Source organism: Pseudomonas sp. NKUCC02_KPG, assembly GCF_019345465.1.
Classification (GTDB): domain Bacteria; phylum Pseudomonadota; class Gammaproteobacteria; order Pseudomonadales; family Pseudomonadaceae; genus Aquipseudomonas.
Genome location: NZ_JAHKRC010000012.1, coordinates 1 through 16,396, shown reverse-complemented (window position 1 = coordinate 16,396; position 16,396 = coordinate 1). Strand labels below are relative to the sequence as shown.

Sequence of the window (16,396 nt, the reverse complement as noted above, 5' to 3'; positions counted from 1 at the left end):
CATCCATTGAGAACCAAGCATGAATAATTCCAAGAAAAGCATGTTGAAACACCCTTTGGCATACGCCATCACTGCTGCCGGTCTGGCCCTGTCCTTGAGTACGGGTGTGCAGGCGGCTGAAAACGGCAAGTTCCGCATTGGTATCGTGACCTTCCTGTCTGGCCCGGCTGCCGGGCCGTTTGGCGAACCGTCGGCCAATGCGGCCAAGGTGCTGGTCGAAGGCCTGAACAAGGGCCAGCTTCCTGCGCCCTACGACAAGCTGGGGATCAATGGCGCTGAAATCGAGGTGGTGATCATCGACGAGGCGGGTGGGGCCGCCAAGCAGGTCGAGGAGTTCCGCAATCTGGTGCAGCGCCAGAAAGTCGATGCGGTGGTGGGCTACATCTCGTCCGGCGACTGCCTGGCCATCGCGCCGGTGGCGGAAGAGCTGGGCGCGATGACGGTGTTCTACGACTGCGGTACGTCGCAGTTGTTCAAGGAAGACAAAACCCCGCAGTACGTGTTCCGCACCAGCCTTGATGCGGCCGTGGACAACATCGGCGCGGCGCGATACCTGGCCAAGGTTCGTCCCGACGCGCAGAAAGTCGCCGGCATTCAGCAAAACTACGCCTGGGGCCAGGACAGCTGGAATGACTTCACCCACTCCATGGAGCAGTTGATGCCCAAGGCCAAGGTGGTCGAATCGCAGATGCCCAAGGTATTCCAGGGGCAGTATGGCGCTGAGATCTCGGCGATCTCGGTCAAGCGTCCGGACATCATTCACTCCAGCTTCTGGGGTGGCGACATGGAGGCCCTGGTGCTGCAAGCCAACGCCCGTGGCCTGCTCGAAGATGCAACGGCTGTCCTGACCTGCGGCGAGTCGGCCATCGACCGCTACAAGGATCAGGCACCCAACGGCATGATCATCGGCGGTCGTGGTCCGTTCGGCGCCTTTGCCCCGGATAACGAACTCAATCGCTGGTTCAAGGACAAGTACGTGGCGGCCTACAAGACCGCCCCGACTTACCCGGCAAGCAAAATGGCCCAGGCGATCCTTGGCCTCAAGCACGCGGCTGAAAACGCCAAGGTCGAGTCCGGGAAAATCCCGACCCCGCTGCAAATCGCCACGGCGTTCAAGGGCTCAACCTTCGAGTCAGTGTCCGGCACCGTGCAAATGGCTCGCGCCGATGGTCATCAGGCCATGCAGGGCATTGCCTACGGCGAGTACCAGTACGACCCGGCGAATAAAAAGGGCAGCGTGCAAAACGTCATCGCCTTTTCCGGTGAGTGCGTGACCCCGCCTGATGGCACCACTGCGCTGGAGTGGATCAAGGCGGGCTTCCCTGGCGCTCAGTGCAACTGATCCCCACACACCTGTAGTCGCTGACGCAGGCTGCGATAAGGGCCCAAGGACCTTCGCTTCTCACAAGGCGCGAACCCTGCGGGCCTGATCGCAGCCTGCGGCAGCGACTACAGCAACGGTTGCGTGATTGATCCCAAGGTAGGACCTCTATGATGAGTCTTTTCGCGGTGCTGATTGACGGCACCATCTATGCCTCGTGGCTGTTTCTGGTCGCCGCCGGGCTCACGGTGATTTACGGGGTGATGCGCATCCTGAACATGGCTCATGGCAGTTTCTATGCCATTGGTGCCTACACCGCTGCCTCGCTCGTGGGCTGGTATTTCAACAACGGCATCGGCCCGGTCTGGGCCGGGTATCTGCTGATGCTGGGCTGCGCGCTGGTGGCGGGCCTGATCGTCGGCCTGATCATCGAGCGAGGTCTGTTGCGCTTTATGTACGGGCGCGACGAAGTGCTGATGGTGATCATCACTTACGCCCTGCTGCTGGTGCTTGAAGACACCATGAAGATGATCTGGGGCGTGAACCCTTATTTCGCTTATCAGCCTTACGCCGAGATGGGCCGCAGCGCCCTGGCCGGACTGAAAGTCTCCAATTACGACCTGATGCTGGTCGGCGTTTCCGCCGTGCTGGGGCTGTGCCTGTGGTTGTGGCTGGAGCGCACACACCAGGGCAAGGTGCTGCGCGCCGTAATTCACGACCGCGAAGTGGCGATGGCCATGGGTGTCAACGTGCGGCGCATGTTCACCCTGGTTTTTGTGCTGGGCACCATGCTCGGCACGCTGGCGGGTGCCTTGACCGCTCCGGCCATTTCGGTGGTGCCGGGCATGGGGGTGGAAATCATCGTGCTGGCGTTTGCCGTGGTGGTGATCGGCGGCATGGGCAGCATCGAAGGCGCCGCAGTGGGCGCATTGCTGGTGGGCTTGAGCCGGGCCGCGGCGGTGCATTACGCCCCGGAGTTCGAACTCTTTGTGATTTACGGGGTAATGGCGCTGGTACTTGCCGTGCGTCCCCAAGGGCTGTTCGGCCGTGTACTGGCGAGGAAAATTTGATATGCGCCTGAGTAAAACCGAATTGATTCTGCTCGGCGTTGCCGTGCTGCTGGCGGCGGGCGGGTTAATCGCGCCGCAATGGCTGGTGTTCCTGCTGACGATGGCCCTGGCCAAGGCCATGGTGGTGCAAGGCGTGGTGATGCAGATGCGCGCCGGGCTGGTGACGTTTGGCCAGGGCCTGTTCTTTTGTGTGGGCGGCTATGCCGTGGGCATGAGCGGGCATTTTCTGGACATCACCGATCTGGCCGTGCTGTTGCTGATCGGAGTGGGCGCCGCAGTGTTGCTGGCCATGCTGCTGGGGCTGTTGATGACCCGCTACCGCGAGATTTTCTTCGCCATGCTGTCGTTGGCGTTCTCGATGATCCTCTACGGCGTGCTGGTAAAAAGCTCGGCGCTGGGCAGCACCGACGGCTTCAACGTCAAGGCCTGGACCCTGTTCGGCTGGACCCCGGCTTCAGGGCAGGCGCCGCTGGCGTTGTTTGTCATCATCGTTGCCTGCTCGGCAGTGCTGGCGGTGTTGCTGCATCGCTACAGCCGCAGCAGCGCCGGGATGATGTGCGAAGCCATTCGTGAAAACGAAGTGCGGGTTGAATACCTGGGCCAGTCCCCACGCTGGGTGCTGTACATGAACTACGTTGCGGCTGCCGCGGTGTCGGCATTGGGCGGTGGTTTCATGGCCTTGTCTGCCGGGCACATCGACCCTGAAATGGCCTACTGGATCACTTCGGGCGAATTCGTCTTTATCGCGCTGCTGGGCGGTACCGCCCATGTTGCAGCACCGTTCATTGCAGCCATTCTGTTTGCCGTGGTGCGCACCTACGCCATCGAACTGGTGCCACACAGCTGGCAGATGATTTTGGGGTTCACCCTGCTGGCAATCATCGTATTTCTGCCTAAAGGCTTGTGGAGCCTGTTCACCGGGCAAGCACGGAGAGCAAAAGCATGAGTTGCATCCTCGAAACCAAGGGCCTGTGCAAATCGTTCGGCGCCGTCACGGCGGCCAAGGATGTGAATGTTCGCATCCACAAAGGCGAAGTGGTCGGCGTGATCGGTTCCAACGGCGCGGGCAAGACCACGTTTATCAACATGGTCACCGGCTACCTGAAACCCAGCAGTGGCGAGATTCTGTTCAACGGCCAGTCCATCATCGGCCACACCCCTCGGGCAATCACCCGGGCGGGCATGGCCCGTTCGTTCCAGGTGGCGCAGTTGTTCCCGCAATTGAGCGTGCTGGACAACCTGCTCATCGCCGTATCGGCCGCACAAAGCCCGTTTCCGTCGTTGCTGGCGCCCATGCGCAATGCATCCCGCATCGCCCAGGCAGATGCGATTCTCGCTGAATTCGACATCAGCCGCTGGCGCGACACGCCGGTCACCGCCGTGCCCCAAGGCGTGCGCAAACTGATCGACATTGCGATGGCGCTGATCGGTGATCCGCAAATGCTGCTGCTCGACGAACCCACCAGCGGGGTGAGCGCCGAGGAAAAAACCGCATTGATGGACACGGTGATGCGGGTTGTCGCCCAGCATCAGGTCACGGTGCTGTTCGTTGAACATGACATGGACGTGGTGCGCCGCTATGTGTCGCGGATTCTGGCTTTCTACAGCGGTGAAGTCCTGGCCGATGGCGCACCCGAGGCCGTGCTGGCCAACGCGCGGGTGCAAGAGTTTGTGACCGGTGGCCCGAACGCTCACAAGAGGGCAGCGCAATGAGTCTGGATATTCGCAATCTGCACGTTTCGATCGAAGGCGTGCCCATCCTCCATGACGTGTCCCTGCAGGTGGGAAGCGGCCAGATGGTTGGCCTGATCGGTCACAACGGTGCCGGCAAAACCACCCTGATCCGCGCCATCATGGGCCTGCTCGACGCCGATTCCGGCTCGATCACCTTTGCCGGTCAGGACCTGCGCGGCCTGCCCGGGTTTACCCGCGCCGGTGCCGGTATCAGCTACCTGCCCGAAGACCGTCGCCTGATCCCGTCGTTGACCGTGGAAGAAAATATCCTGCTGCCGGTCTGGGCCAATAAGTTGGCCGACAGCCAGCGCCGCCTGGAGTGGGTCTACAGCCTGATCCCGGAAATCGCCCAGTTTCGTGACCGCAAGGCCATGCAATTGTCCGGCGGGCAACAAAAGCTGGTGGCACTGGCGCGGGCATTGATGCCGGGCAACAAGTTGCTGCTGCTCGATGAGCCCTTCGAAGGTGTGGCGCCGGTGCTGTCCCGGCGTTTGAGCGAGGTGATTGCCAAGCTGGGTCAGGAAGGATTGTGCGTACTGATTTCTGAATCTGATGACACTCACTCTGCCGATCTGGTCGATGCGTTGTTTCGCATCGAGCGCGGCAGCGTGACCGTAGGGTAGGGACCACAATGTCAAAATTCATCTTTGAAACCACACCGCGGGTGATCTGCGAAATCGATGGTGCGCTGCGCCTTGGCACCCTGTGCCGCGAACTGAAAGCCGAGCGCGTGCTGCTGATCAGCGACCCGGGCCTGCTGCGTGCGGGGCTGCTGGATGCACCGCTGCAGGCCATGCGCGACAGCGGATTGCAGGTCACGTTGTACAGTGAAGTGCAGGCCGATCCGCCTGCGGCATCGGTGCAGGACGCGGTTGATGTTGCGCGTCAATGTCGTGCTCAGGCGGTTATCGGTCTGGGCGGCGGCAGCTCCCTGGACACGGCCAAACTGGTGGCTTTGCTCTGCGGTCAGACACAGTGCCTGGAGGACATCTACGGCATTGGCCTTGCCAAGGGGCCACGGCTGCCGCTGATTCAGGTTCCGACCACGGCAGGGACAGGTTCGGAGGTGACGGCGGTGGCGATTGTCACCACCCCCAGCCATGAGAAAAAGGGCGTGGTCAGCCCCTTGTTGTACCCCGACATCGCCTTGCTCGATGCACGGCTGACGGTTGGCCTGCCCGCCGCGGTCAGCGCCATGACCGGGGTCGATGCGATGGTGCATGCCATCGAGGCTTACACCAGCGTGCACAAAAAGAACGTGTTGTCCGACGGGCTGGCCGTTCAGGCCCTGACCTTGCTGGCGGCCAACATGGACCGGGTGCTGGCCGAACCCGGTGATTTGCAGGCGCGATCGGACATGCTGCTGGGCTCGATGCTCGCCGGCATGGCATTCGCCAATGCCCCGGTGGCGGCGGTGCACGCGCTGGCCTATCCATTGGGCGGACATTTCCATGTGCCCCACGGGTTGAGCAATGCCCTGGTGCTGGTGCCCGTACTGAACTTCAATCGCTCAGCTGCCGAGTCGCTCTATGCACAACTGGCCGCGGCGGTGTTGCCGGGCCAGCGGTTTGCCAGTGCGGCCGAGGCTTGCGATGGCTTTATCGATTTCATGACCGGTCTGGTGGCGCGCATGCCATTTGCCCAGCGCCTGCATGAAGTGGGTGTCACGGCTGAGGACCTTGACCGGTTGACCGATGATGCGCTGAAAGTCGAGCGACTGCTGATCAACAACCCGCGCCCGCTTGACCGCGACGACATCTACGGCATTTACGCCTCGGTGCTGTAGGCACGCTTATTACAGGAGTTAGTCATGAATCATGAATTCAGAAGTGTGCCGCGTATCGTCTGTGAAGTCGGGGCATTACAGGAAGTCGGTTACGTATTCAGAGGCCTGGGCGCACAGCGTGTGATGCTGGTGTGTGACCCGGGCATTGTCAGCCTGGGCTTTGCCGGGCAGGCCTGCAAAGTGCTTGAGGCGGCAGGTTGCGAAGTGGCGGTGTTTGACCAGGTCGCGCCCGATCCGTCATCGGCGCTGGTTGAACGGGCAGTGAAACAGGCGCAAGGGTTCAAGGCCGATGGGGTGCTGGGACTGGGCGGTGGCAGTTCCCTGGACGCGGCCAAACTGGTGGCGTTGCTGATCAACAGCGAGCAACCCCTGGAAGACTTGTACGGCACCGACAAGGCCCTGGGCCAACGCACGCCGCTGGTCTTGATGCCTACCACCTCGGGCACCGGTTCCGAGGTGACGTGGGTCTCGGTGATTACCGACGTGCAACAGCGTAAACAGGCGGTTTATTCGCCTCAATTGCTGCCGGATGTGGCGATTCTCGACCCGCAACTGACCCTCGGCCTGCCAGCGAAAGTGACAGCGGCTACGGGGCTGGATGCGATGGTGCATGCCATCGAGGCCTACACCAGTCGCACCCGTAAAAACCCGATCTCCGATGGTCTGGCGACCGCGGCCCTGGCACTGCTGGGTGCCAACTTGCCCAAGGTTCTGGCCAACGGACAGGACCTGGAAGCGCGTACCGCCATGTTGCAAGGTTCATTGATGGCAGGCATGGCGTTCGTCAATGCGTCGGTGGCGGCCATCCATGCGCTGGCATACCCGCTGGGGGCACGTTTTCATATCCCTCATGGCCACGCCAATGCCCTGGTCATGGCGCCGGTGATCCGTTTCAACCTGGCCAGCGCTCAGCGCCACTACGCCGAACTGGCCGCGCACCTGCTGCCAGGCCAGGATTTTGACAATGAGGCCAGCGCCGCCGAAGCGTTTGTCCAGGCCGTCGAGGGGCTGGTCAAAGCCAGTGGGCTGGAGCAGCGCCTGTCGAATTTGAACGTGGATCAAGCATCATTGCCGGTGATGGCCAGTGACGTGGTGGTGGGCATTCGTCGGCTGATCGACAGCAATCCCTGTGACATGACCGAGCAAGACGTGGAGGCCATTTACCGAAGCATTTACTAGCGCAATCCGTGGCAGCTGTAGCCGTGTTCCTGCGCCAGCTGCTGCAGAAACCCTTCCGTCATTGAGCAATGACGCGCCTGTCGCCAATCAGGCGCGTGCTGCTTCAGTGCGTTGCCAGTGTGTCCAGCGACTTGTCGACATAGCCCTTGGCCAGCTCCACCAGGTGCATGACCGACAACACCAAATCGCGCGCAGGCCCGCTCAAGCCATTCCCCGCCTCATTCGCGCAGGCACCCGCACAGCGCAACAAGTCTGACGCCTGGGCCAAAGCCGCTTCTGAATTGACACTGTTCGGGATGGCCAGCATGGCCGTGCCCATAGGGCGATAAGGCTTATGGTTTTGCAGGTAGTAATTGAGCGCACGTTCGACGGCGGCACGGTCCAGCAACGGGTCGTGACTGTCAGCAGCATCGAGGGGTAAAGCAGGGGGATCGGGGGTGATTTTTTTCATCGTTACAACTCCGTATTTTTTAGGGAGCTGTCACTTGTCGCGACTAAACGAATGGGTGGCAGCCATGCGCAGGTTAGTCGACCGGAGTACACGGAAAACCCGGCGCGCCACAAGGGCGCCCTGCGCACGGCCACCATAATTTGCAGGCCGAAAAAAAGCGCCTTGCGGAGGTGGCGCCTTGCGCCGTGTACTAAACCGGGCGACTAAACCCGACCGCTGATTTTGCAGCGATTGGCCGAGACTATTCCCCGAAATGGACAGGCGCAAGCGAGCGGAATCTTCTCGGATGTTTCATGAGAATGAAAGCGAAACGTCGTACGAAATGACTGATTTCCAAGGCCTGAACACCACGTGTAGTCGCTGCCGCAGGCTGCGATAAGGGCCGAAGGACCTTCAAGCAGGGTCGCTGCGCAACCCCTCGCAGCCTCGCTTCGCTCCTCAGCGACTACAGGTTTCGTCGTCAGATGCTACGGATCGCGAGTACCACCCACCTCGCCCTAGGGGCGAAACCCATATTTCAGTTGGACACAAACGCTGGAGATGTACTCGAAATACCTGTTTTACGCGCAGCCACTAGAGGAACGCGTTTGACCGGCAACAGAGTACCCACAGAGTTGCTCAACGCCACAAATTGACTTTGGCCAGATCGATCAGCTCCCGTGCGCGGCCGTCCATCACTGTCTTGAGCATAAACAGGCTGAACCCCTTGGCCTGCTCGAAGGTTTTGGTCGGCGGCATGACCAGCTCCTGGCGGGCGCTGACTACGTCCACCAGCACGGGGCCATCATGGCTGAAAGCTTCTCGCAGTGCGGCTTCCAGCTGTGCCGGGTGCTCAACCCGTATCCCTTTCACGCCCATGGCCTGGGCCATTGCCGCAAAGTTCGGGTTTTTCAGGTCGCAGCCCACATCCGGGAAGCCCGCGGCTTTCATTTCCATTTCCACAAAGCCCAGGGTGCCGTTGTTGAGTACGATGACCTTGACCGGCAAACCCACCTGATTGAGGGTCAGAAAGTCGCCCATCATCATGGTGAATCCGCCATCCCCAGACATTGAAATGACCTGACGATCAGGAAATGTCGCTTGCGCCCCGATGGCCTGCAGCATGGCATTGGCCATCGAGCCGTGATTGAACGAGCCGATCAGGCGCCGTTTGCCATTCATCTTCAAATAACGGGCAGCCCATGCGGTAGGCGTGCCGACATCGCAGGTGAAAATCGCATCCTCTGCCGCCAGTTCACTGACCAGGCGATTGAGGTACTGCGGATGAATGATCGAACTGTTGGGGCTGCTTTCAGCCAGCGCATCGAGGTCTTCGCGGGCTTTTCTGTAGTCGGCGCAGGCGGCATCGAGGTGTTCGTGATCGGGATTTTGCATCACCTTGGGCAGCACCGCCTGTAGCGTGAGCTTCACATCACCCAGCAGGCCCAATTGCAGCGGGCAACGGTTGCCCAGGGCTTCGGGGCGCAAGTCGATTTGCGCGATGTAGCTGTGCTGTGGGTAAAACTGGCGATACGGAAAATTGGTGCCGAGCATCAACAAGGTGTCGCAGTTCATCATCGCCTTGTAACCCGAGGCGAAGCCGATCAGTCCGGTCATGCCGACGTCATAGGGGTTGTCGTATTCGACATGTTCCTTGCCGCGCAGGGCATGCACGATGGGCGCGTTCAAGCGCTCGGCCAGCGCCAGGATTTCGCTATGGGCACCGGCGCAGCCTGCGCCGCACAGCAGCGTGACTTTCTTGCCATCATTGAGAAACGACGCCAGCCGGTCGATATCGGCCGGGGCAGGGCAAATCAGCGGTTGGGCAGGCTTTATCCATTGCGGCACTTTGGCCTCGGTGACTTGCAGCGCCACATCGCCGGGAATCACGACGACCGCGACCCCGCGTTTGGCGATGGCCACGCGCATGGCCCGCTGCAGAATCTGCGGCAACTGCTCGGGGTGGGACACCAGTTCGACGTAATGGCTGCATTCCTTGAACAGGCTTTCGGGGTGGGTGGCCTGGAAGTAATCGATACCGATCTCACTGCCGGGAATATGGGCGGCCAGCGCCAGTACCGGTACACCACTGCGATGGGCGTCGAACAGGCCATTGATCAAGTGCAGGTTGCCCGGCCCGCAACTGCCGGCGCATACCGCCAGCTCGCCAGTCAAATGGGCCTCGGCCCCGGCGGCAAAAGCAGCGGACTCCTCATTGCGCATATGGATCCACTCGATCTGCTCCTGGCGGCGCAGGGCATCGGTAAAACCGTTGAGTGAATCGCCCACCACGCCGAACACGCGTTTTACGCCGGCTTGCTGCAGGGTTTCGGTGATGAAATCGGCAACCGTTCTGGTCATGGGGCTGGCTCCTCGAAGCAGTAAGGTGGATCAAGCAGGATAGACACTGCATGCGACCTTGCCGGTCTTTGAAACGTTCACCGGCCTGCGGGATGGGAATGTTTAGCGCAGGTGTAACCAAAGGTATAAAACCCTGCATTTAAACAAGCGGGCCAGCCGTGTGAGGCTGGGTTCCCTTTTTGGCAACGGTTGCAGGTATGAGGCGTGGTCTGAGCAGTATTCAGTGCCAACGGCAGTCGCGCGCTCCTGCCGTGCGGCGTGTGCCATGCCTGCCCTCAGAACTGGCTTTCTGGGCCCTGTTTCACTGCCGCCATGCCCGCCCGCCGGATGCTCGTTAGCCGTTAAATCCTGACTGTCGCGTACCCTCAAGGGGGGCGCCTGCCTGATACGAATCTACGAGTATTGCCATGAGTGCCTCCACCACGTTTGCCCCGCTACAAGAAGCCCTGGATTTTCTGGAACAGCACCCGGACATCGAGATGTTCGAGCTGTTCATCATCGATAACAACGGCGTGCCCCGGGGCAAGTTGTTGCACCGCGACGAATTGCGGGCGGTGTACGAGAGCGGACGGCCGCTGCCCAGCACAATTCTGGGGTTGAGCATCAATGGTGATGATGTGGAAAACACCGGGCTGGTATGGGATGTGGGTGATATCGATTGCCGCGCTTACCCGGTCAGCGGCAGTTTGCAGCGCATGCCGTGGCGCTTGATTCCTACGGCGGCAGTGCAAGTCAGCATGCACCCGCAGCAGGGAATGCCCGCCACCGTGGCCGACCCCAGGCACTTGCTGGCCAAGGTGATCGACGGCCTCAAGGCGGACGGTTACTACCCGGTGATGGCGGCAGAGCTGGAGTTTTATCTGCTCGATCAGCAGCGTGACAGCAATGGCCGCCCGCAACCGGCGCGCGATGCCGATGGTCAGCGTCCGCGCGCTACCCAGGTGTACGGGCTGCGTGAGCTGGAGCAAATCGAGCCGTTTCTGGCCGACCTTTACAGCGCCTGCAAGCTGCAAGGGATCCCGGCCCGCACGGCGATTTCCGAGTACGCACCGGGGCAAGTGGAAATCACCCTGGAGCACCGCAGCGACGCGCTGCAAGCGATGGACGAGGCCGTGCGCTACAAGCGCCTGGTCAAGGGCGTGGCGCACAAGCACGGGATGGTTGCCTGCTTCATGGCCAAGCCATTCGATGATCTGGCCGGAACCGGCATGCACATGCATGTGAGCCTGGCCGACAAGGAGGGCAACAACCTGTTTGCCAGTGAGGCGCCGGACGGTACGCCATTACTCAGGCAGGCGGTTGGGGGGATGCTCAGTACCTTGCTCGACTCGTTGTTGATGTTTTGCCCCAATGCCAACTCGTATCGCCGTTTTCAAAGCAACAGCTATGCGCCGCTGGCCGCGACCTGGGGCGTGGACAATCGCACGGTGAGCTTGCGGGTCCCGGGCGGTCCGGCGTACTCGCGGCATATAGAACACCGTATTTGTGGCGCCGACGCCAATCCCTACCTGGCCGCCGCCGCCATTCTGGCCGGTATTCATCGTGGCATTCGCGAGCAGCTCGATCCGGGCGCGCCGATTGAAGGCAACGGGTATGCCCAGGCCACCGAAATGCTGCCGAACGACTGGCTGACCACCTTGCGGGCGCTGGATGGCTCGCAGTGGGCGAAAGAGGCGTTCGGGCCAGCCTTCTTGAAGGTGTACCTGGCCGTGAAGAAATCGGAGTACCGACAGTTCATGGGTGAGGTGGGTGAGCAGGACTGGCGTTGGTATTTGCAGCAGGCGTGAACACAGGGTCGACAGCGGCTACAACGAAACTGCTTCATCCCTGTGGTTTTCATGCTTCTGTGACAATTTTTTCACTGGTGTCCCGCTAACCTCCGTGTCGAACATCATCAAACACAAGAGTTCGCGGGCCATGTCATCGCAGCCACCTTCTACCCATATTGAGCATGAGTTCGCCGAGCGTTATGACCGCGAGCATGCGAAGGTTTGCCTGCAGGCTCAGCCCCAGGGGTTTGTTCGCAGGTTGGCGTTGTGGCGCGAGAAGCGTCTGGTTCGCCGTGCGTTGAAAGTGGCGGGGGAACCCGGGCTGGTCCTGGACCTGGCCTGCGGTGCCGGGCGTTTCTGGCCTGTATTGGCCGAGCACGGCAATCGGGTGATCCTGGCCTCGGATTCGTCGCAAGACATGCTCAATCACGCCCAGACCCACCATCCAGCCAGTTTGCTGGCGCGCATCAAGCTGTTTCAAAGCTCGGTGTTCTCCATCGATATTTCCGAGAACGCGGTGGACTGCATTTTTTGCATGCAGCTGTTCCACCACGTGCGCGACAGTGACCATCGACTGGTCATTTTGCGTGAGCTGCACCGGGTCAGTCGCGACAGCCTGATCCTGTCAGTGCCTCTTGGTCGTGGGACAGAGCCGGTCAATGACCCGCAACGTATCGTGGTCAGCAGGGGCGAAATTGAAACTCAGTTCAAACAGGCAGGTTTCAGCATCCTCAAGCAGTATGAGGTGCTGCCCGGTTTTGGCATGGGCAGCATCTATATCTTGCGCAAAGATACTTAGTTCAACGCTTTCAAGATCTCGTACGCCAACTCGACACGTGCGCTGTTCGGGTAGTTCTTGTTGGCCAGGATGACAATCGATTTCTGCTCGGACGGCACCATCACCGCGTACCCGCCAAAACCGTTGGTTGACCCGGTCTTGTTGATCCACACCGCCTGCTGTGGCACCAGGGGCGGGTTGAGGGCGATGGCGCCATTGTTCTCGTAGGCCATTTTGTCCGAGTTGCCCACCAGCAGCGATTTGAGTTCGACAGGGTAAGCGTACTGTTCCCAGATCAGGTCCTGAATCACAGGCCCGATGCGATAGTAACCGACACGGGTGTCAGCCAATGCCTGGCGAATGGTGGGGCTGGCATCGCCCTGGCCCAGGCTCAGCTCGGTAAAGTGAATCAGGTCGCGGGCAGTGGTTTTTACGCCGTAGGCTTCGTTGCCCAGAACGCCGGGGTTGAGCCTGACGGGTTCATCCTGTTTGTTGTAGCCCTGGGCATACACCCCCATTTTGTCCGCGGGCACCGTCAGGTAGGTGCTTTGCAGGCCCAGTGCCGGGAACAGTTGCTGCTCCATCGCCTGGGTAAACGGCATGTTCATGCTTTTGGCTGCAATCTGGCCGAGCATGCCAATGCTGGGGTTGGCATAGCTGCGCTGCGTGCCGGTCGGGTAAACCGGCTTCCAGTCTTTGAAATAGCTCATCAACTGGCTTTGGTTCTGCACGCTGTCAGGCAGCTGCAACGGGAATCCGCCAGCCGTGTGAGTGGCCAGATGGGTCAGCGTAATCTTGCCAAAGGGCGTGCCTTCGAGCTCAGGCTCGTATTTGGCAACGGTGTCGTTAAGTGATAGCTGGCCTTTGGCTTGGGCATAGGTGGCCAGGGTGGCGGTAAACACTTTGCTGATGGAGCCGACTTCAAAGAGAGTGTCCGGGCTCATGGGTTCTTTGGTGGCCTTTGACGCTACACCGAAGTTGTAAAAGTGTTGTTTGCCGTTAACGCTCACGGCGATAACCAGACCGGGTACTGCGTACGCTTGCATCACCTTTCTGGCGCCGTCTTGCACTGCGGCATCCAGCGCGGGCTCAGGGTTTTGAGCCAGTGCAGCATTGGCAAAGGCACAAAGACCTACCAGCGAGAGAGTCATTGCTGACAGTTTGCAGGACATTTTCATTGGAGTTTCCTCGGTTTTTATAGGGCGCAAATCTACTCGTGTCGTCACGATCCGGTCCTGTCGGCTTGTCACATAATGTGTTGTAACAAATCGTATGGGCGTGAAGTCAGGCAACCTACCGGTAATAACGGTAAGTGGATGCAGGTTTTTGACTTAACTTTTGTAAGTTTTTTCGCACACAACATGACGAGTCGATGTCCGGAAATACTTGAGGGCGATATATACTGCGCGCCATTCTTCAAGGGAGAGCCGTGTGGCCATCGATATTCACTGGATTCGCGACAACGATAGCCTCGGCCAACATTGCGCCGAATGGCAACAATTGCCGTTCGTAGCCCTCGACACCGAATTTATGCGGGTCGATACCTTTTACCCCATTGCCGGCCTGATCCAGATTGGCGACGGCACGCGGGCTTACCTGATTGACCCGTTGACCATCGACAACTGGCAGCCATTGGCTGACTTGCTGGAAAACACGTCGGTCGTCAAAGTCCTGCACGCGTGCAGCGAAGATCTTGAGGTGTTGCTGCGTCTGACTTCCAGCTTGCCGGTGCCTTTGTTCGACACCCAATTGGCAGCAGCCTACCTGAACCTTGGCTTCTCCATGGGCTATTCACGCCTGGTCAAGGAAGTGCTGGATATCGACCTGCCCAAGGGTGAAACCCGCTCCGACTGGCTGCAGCGTCCGCTGTCTGAAACCCAGATCAGCTATGCCGCAGAAGATGCCGTGCATCTGGCTGAAGTCTACAAGTTGCTGTTTCCACGCCTGTCTGACGAAAAATACAGCTGGGTGCTGGAAGATGGTGCCGAGCTTGTCGCCAACCTGCGCCGCGAAGTAGACCCTTACGAGGTGTACCGCGAAGCCAAGCTGGCCTGGAAATTGTCACGGGATCAGTTGGCTGTGTTGCGTGAAATTTGCGCCTGGCGCGAGCACGAAGCCCGTGCCCGGGATCTGCCGCGCAACCGTGTGATACGTGAGCACGCGTTATGGCCTCTGGCCAAGACGCAGCCCGACAATCTGGTCGCGCTGGCGCGGATCGAAGACATGCACCCGCGTACCGTGCGTCAGGATGGCGAGTTTTTGCTTGATCTGATCAAGCGTGCTGGCAGTCTACCGCCAGAGCAATGGCCGCCCGCCGTACCCGAGCCGTTACCGGTCGAGGCGGCGCTGCAGATCAAGCGTCTGCGTGCCATCGGTCAGGCCCAGGCCGAGCGTTTGAACATTGCGCCGGAACTGATGCTGCGCAAGAAAACCCTGGAAGCCCTGCTGAAAAGCGGCTTTCCCAATGGCCCTTACCAATTGCCGGAATCACTGCGCGGCTGGCGCCGTGAGCTGATGGGCCAGGCCTTGCTCGATTGCCTGGCCACCGCTGGAGAACAGTCTTGAAACGTATTTGCTCTATTTATCGCAGCACCAAACGCAACGAAATGTATCTTTATGTACTCAAGGCCGATGCCCTGGAGCGCGTGCCGGAACCCTTGCTGGCTGCCTTCGGCAAGCCATTCCATGCCTTTGACCTGGTACTGAGCCCTGAGCGTACCCTGTCGCGCGAGGACATTCACAAGGTGCTGGAAAACCTGGAAACCCAGGGCTACCACTTGCAAATGCCTCCGGCCGAAGACGAATATATCGAGCACTTGCCCGAAGAGCTGCTGCGTCGCAACGATCCGATGTAAGTGCAGCGCCAGGTGTCCGGTTCCGGGCACCTGTCTTAAACGAACTCATTAAGATTGGCGGTGGCCGAACGCTCCGAGGCAAACCTCGGCGACGGGTGCTGGCAGCGGTTTAGAAAGGTTAGAAACATGCGCATCCTGATCGCCGAGAAAGACTACCCGCTCTACACCCAACTTCTGCAACGCATCGCGCCGGATCTGGAGGTTCAGTCCAGCGGCGACTCCGAGCAATTGTCGCGCATGGCTGGCGAGTGCCAGGTGTGGCTGGGGCAGCCGGACCTGTTGGCGACCCTGTTGCGCCAGGGCCACACGCCGGACTGGCTGCAGTCGACCTGGGCGGGGATCACGCCGTTACTGGCTGAAGGTTTGCCCCGTTCATACCGTCTGACTCGCGCGGTGGGTATTTTTGGTCAGGTGATGGCTGAATACGTGTTGACTTACATGCTCGGTCACGAGCGCGAAGTCATGGCCCGCCTGGTCAGCCAGGTCGAGCGCAAGTGGGATAACCGCATGGGCCAGAGCCTGGTCGGGCGCAAGGTCTTGATCGTCGGGGCCGGGGATATCGGCCAGACCGTGGCTCAGTTTCTGTTGCCCTTTGGTGTTGAGCTGTATGCCATTGCCAGCACCGCCCGTGAACTGGCGCCGTTCAAGGAAGTGGGTGTGTTGAGCGACTTGCCGCGCATGGTCGGGCAGATGGATTACGTGATCAATCTGCTGCCCAATACCGCAGACACCCATGACGTCTACGATGCGCCGCTGTTTGCGCAATTCAATCCCAATGCCGTGTTCATCAATGCCGGACGCGGCGTAGCGGTGGTGGATGCCGATTTGGTCGAAGCCTTGCGAGTGGGGCATCTGGCGGGCGCGGTGATTGATGTTTGCCGTCAGGAGCCGTTGCCGGCCAAGCATCCGTTCTGGACTGCATGGGGCTTGCTGCTGACAGGCCACAGCTCGGCACCCACCTCGCCACCGATGATGGTGCAGCTGTTTGTCGATAACTTGCGGGCGTTTCAGGCGGGTGAAGCACTGCGTGGCGAAGTGGATTTCGAACGCGGTTACTAAACCGGTAGTCGCTGGCGCAGGCTGCGAGCTTTTGATGTTGAAAAGCTCGCAGCC

General features: G+C 60.0%; 15 protein-coding genes. 12 read left to right on the top strand and 3 right to left on the bottom strand.

Features of this window, described 5'->3' with window-relative positions; translation table 11 throughout:
• Positions 1-19 precede the first annotated feature (19 nt).
• From KO536_RS16505 to KO536_RS16475, 7 genes are all read left to right on the top strand, one after another.
• Positions 20-1,342, top strand: coding sequence for an ABC transporter substrate-binding protein (locus KO536_RS16505; RefSeq protein ID WP_133077789.1), 1,323 nt, complete (start codon positions 20-22; stop codon positions 1,340-1,342).
• A 149-nt stretch (positions 1,343-1,491) separates the two neighbouring features.
• Entirely contained in the window at positions 1,492-2,391 is a 900-nt protein-coding gene (locus KO536_RS16500; RefSeq protein ID WP_133077788.1) for a branched-chain amino acid ABC transporter permease, read from the top strand.
• A 1-nt stretch (position 2,392) separates the two neighbouring features.
• Positions 2,393-3,337, top strand: coding sequence for a branched-chain amino acid ABC transporter permease (locus tag KO536_RS16495; RefSeq protein ID WP_133077787.1), 945 nt, complete (start codon positions 2,393-2,395; stop codon positions 3,335-3,337).
• A complete protein-coding gene (locus KO536_RS16490; protein WP_133077786.1) occupies positions 3,334-4,104 on the top strand; it encodes an ABC transporter ATP-binding protein in 771 nt (256 codons plus the stop codon). The genes KO536_RS16495 and KO536_RS16490 overlap by 4 nt, the downstream gene beginning before the upstream one ends.
• Positions 4,101-4,748, top strand: coding sequence for an ATP-binding cassette domain-containing protein (locus KO536_RS16485; protein ID WP_133077785.1), 648 nt, complete (start codon positions 4,101-4,103; stop codon positions 4,746-4,748). Before KO536_RS16490 ends, KO536_RS16485 begins: the two co-directional genes overlap by 4 nt.
• Positions 4,749-4,756: 8 nt before the next feature.
• A complete protein-coding gene (locus KO536_RS16480; protein WP_219262461.1) occupies positions 4,757-5,911 on the top strand; it encodes an iron-containing alcohol dehydrogenase in 1,155 nt (384 codons plus the stop codon).
• Between the two features lie 24 nt (positions 5,912-5,935).
• Positions 5,936-7,090, top strand: coding sequence for an iron-containing alcohol dehydrogenase (locus KO536_RS16475; protein ID WP_219262460.1), 1,155 nt, complete (start codon positions 5,936-5,938; stop codon positions 7,088-7,090).
• Positions 7,091-7,193: 103 nt separating this feature from the next.
• Here the strand turns inward: KO536_RS16475 and KO536_RS16470 are convergent, their stop codons facing one another.
• Both KO536_RS16470 and poxB read right to left on the bottom strand, forming a co-directional pair.
• A complete protein-coding gene (locus KO536_RS16470; RefSeq protein WP_219262459.1) occupies positions 7,194-7,541 on the bottom strand; it encodes a DUF6124 family protein in 348 nt (115 codons plus the stop codon).
• A gap of 618 nt (positions 7,542-8,159) precedes the next feature.
• Positions 8,160-9,881 (bottom strand): ubiquinone-dependent pyruvate dehydrogenase, encoded by a 1,722-nt coding sequence (poxB, locus tag KO536_RS16465; RefSeq protein WP_133079332.1) that lies wholly within the window; start codon positions 9,879-9,881, stop codon positions 8,160-8,162.
• Between the two features lie 407 nt (positions 9,882-10,288).
• Here poxB and KO536_RS16460 point away from each other — a divergent pair, with 407 nt between their 5' ends.
• A complete protein-coding gene (locus KO536_RS16460; protein ID WP_133079333.1) occupies positions 10,289-11,668 on the top strand; it encodes a glutamine synthetase family protein in 1,380 nt (459 codons plus the stop codon).
• A 130-nt stretch (positions 11,669-11,798) separates the two neighbouring features.
• A complete protein-coding gene (locus KO536_RS16455) occupies positions 11,799-12,449 on the top strand; it encodes a class I SAM-dependent methyltransferase (RefSeq protein WP_219262458.1) in 651 nt (216 codons plus the stop codon).
• Here the strand turns inward: KO536_RS16455 and ampC are convergent.
• Complete coding sequence (ampC, locus tag KO536_RS16450; protein WP_219262457.1) at positions 12,446-13,606, bottom strand: class C beta-lactamase; 1,161 nt, start codon at positions 13,604-13,606, stop codon at positions 12,446-12,448. The two genes, KO536_RS16455 and ampC, sit on opposite strands and share 4 nt — an antisense overlap.
• Before the next feature lie 253 nt (positions 13,607-13,859).
• Between ampC and rnd the strand changes: the two genes are divergently transcribed.
• The 3 genes from rnd (at position 13,860) to KO536_RS16435 (ending at position 16,342) form a co-directional block, all read left to right on the top strand.
• Positions 13,860-14,993, top strand: coding sequence for a ribonuclease D (gene rnd, locus KO536_RS16445; protein WP_219262456.1), 1,134 nt, complete (start codon positions 13,860-13,862; stop codon positions 14,991-14,993).
• Positions 14,990-15,283: a YcgL domain-containing protein gene (locus KO536_RS16440; RefSeq protein ID WP_133079337.1), complete on the top strand. Its 294-nt coding sequence runs from the start codon at positions 14,990-14,992 to the stop codon at positions 15,281-15,283. Before rnd ends, KO536_RS16440 begins: the two co-directional genes overlap by 4 nt.
• A 126-nt stretch (positions 15,284-15,409) precedes the next feature.
• On the top strand, positions 15,410-16,342 hold the full coding sequence (locus KO536_RS16435; protein ID WP_219262455.1) for a D-2-hydroxyacid dehydrogenase: 933 nt from the start codon (positions 15,410-15,412) through the stop codon (positions 16,340-16,342).
• The last annotated feature ends 54 nt before the right edge of the window (positions 16,343-16,396 follow it).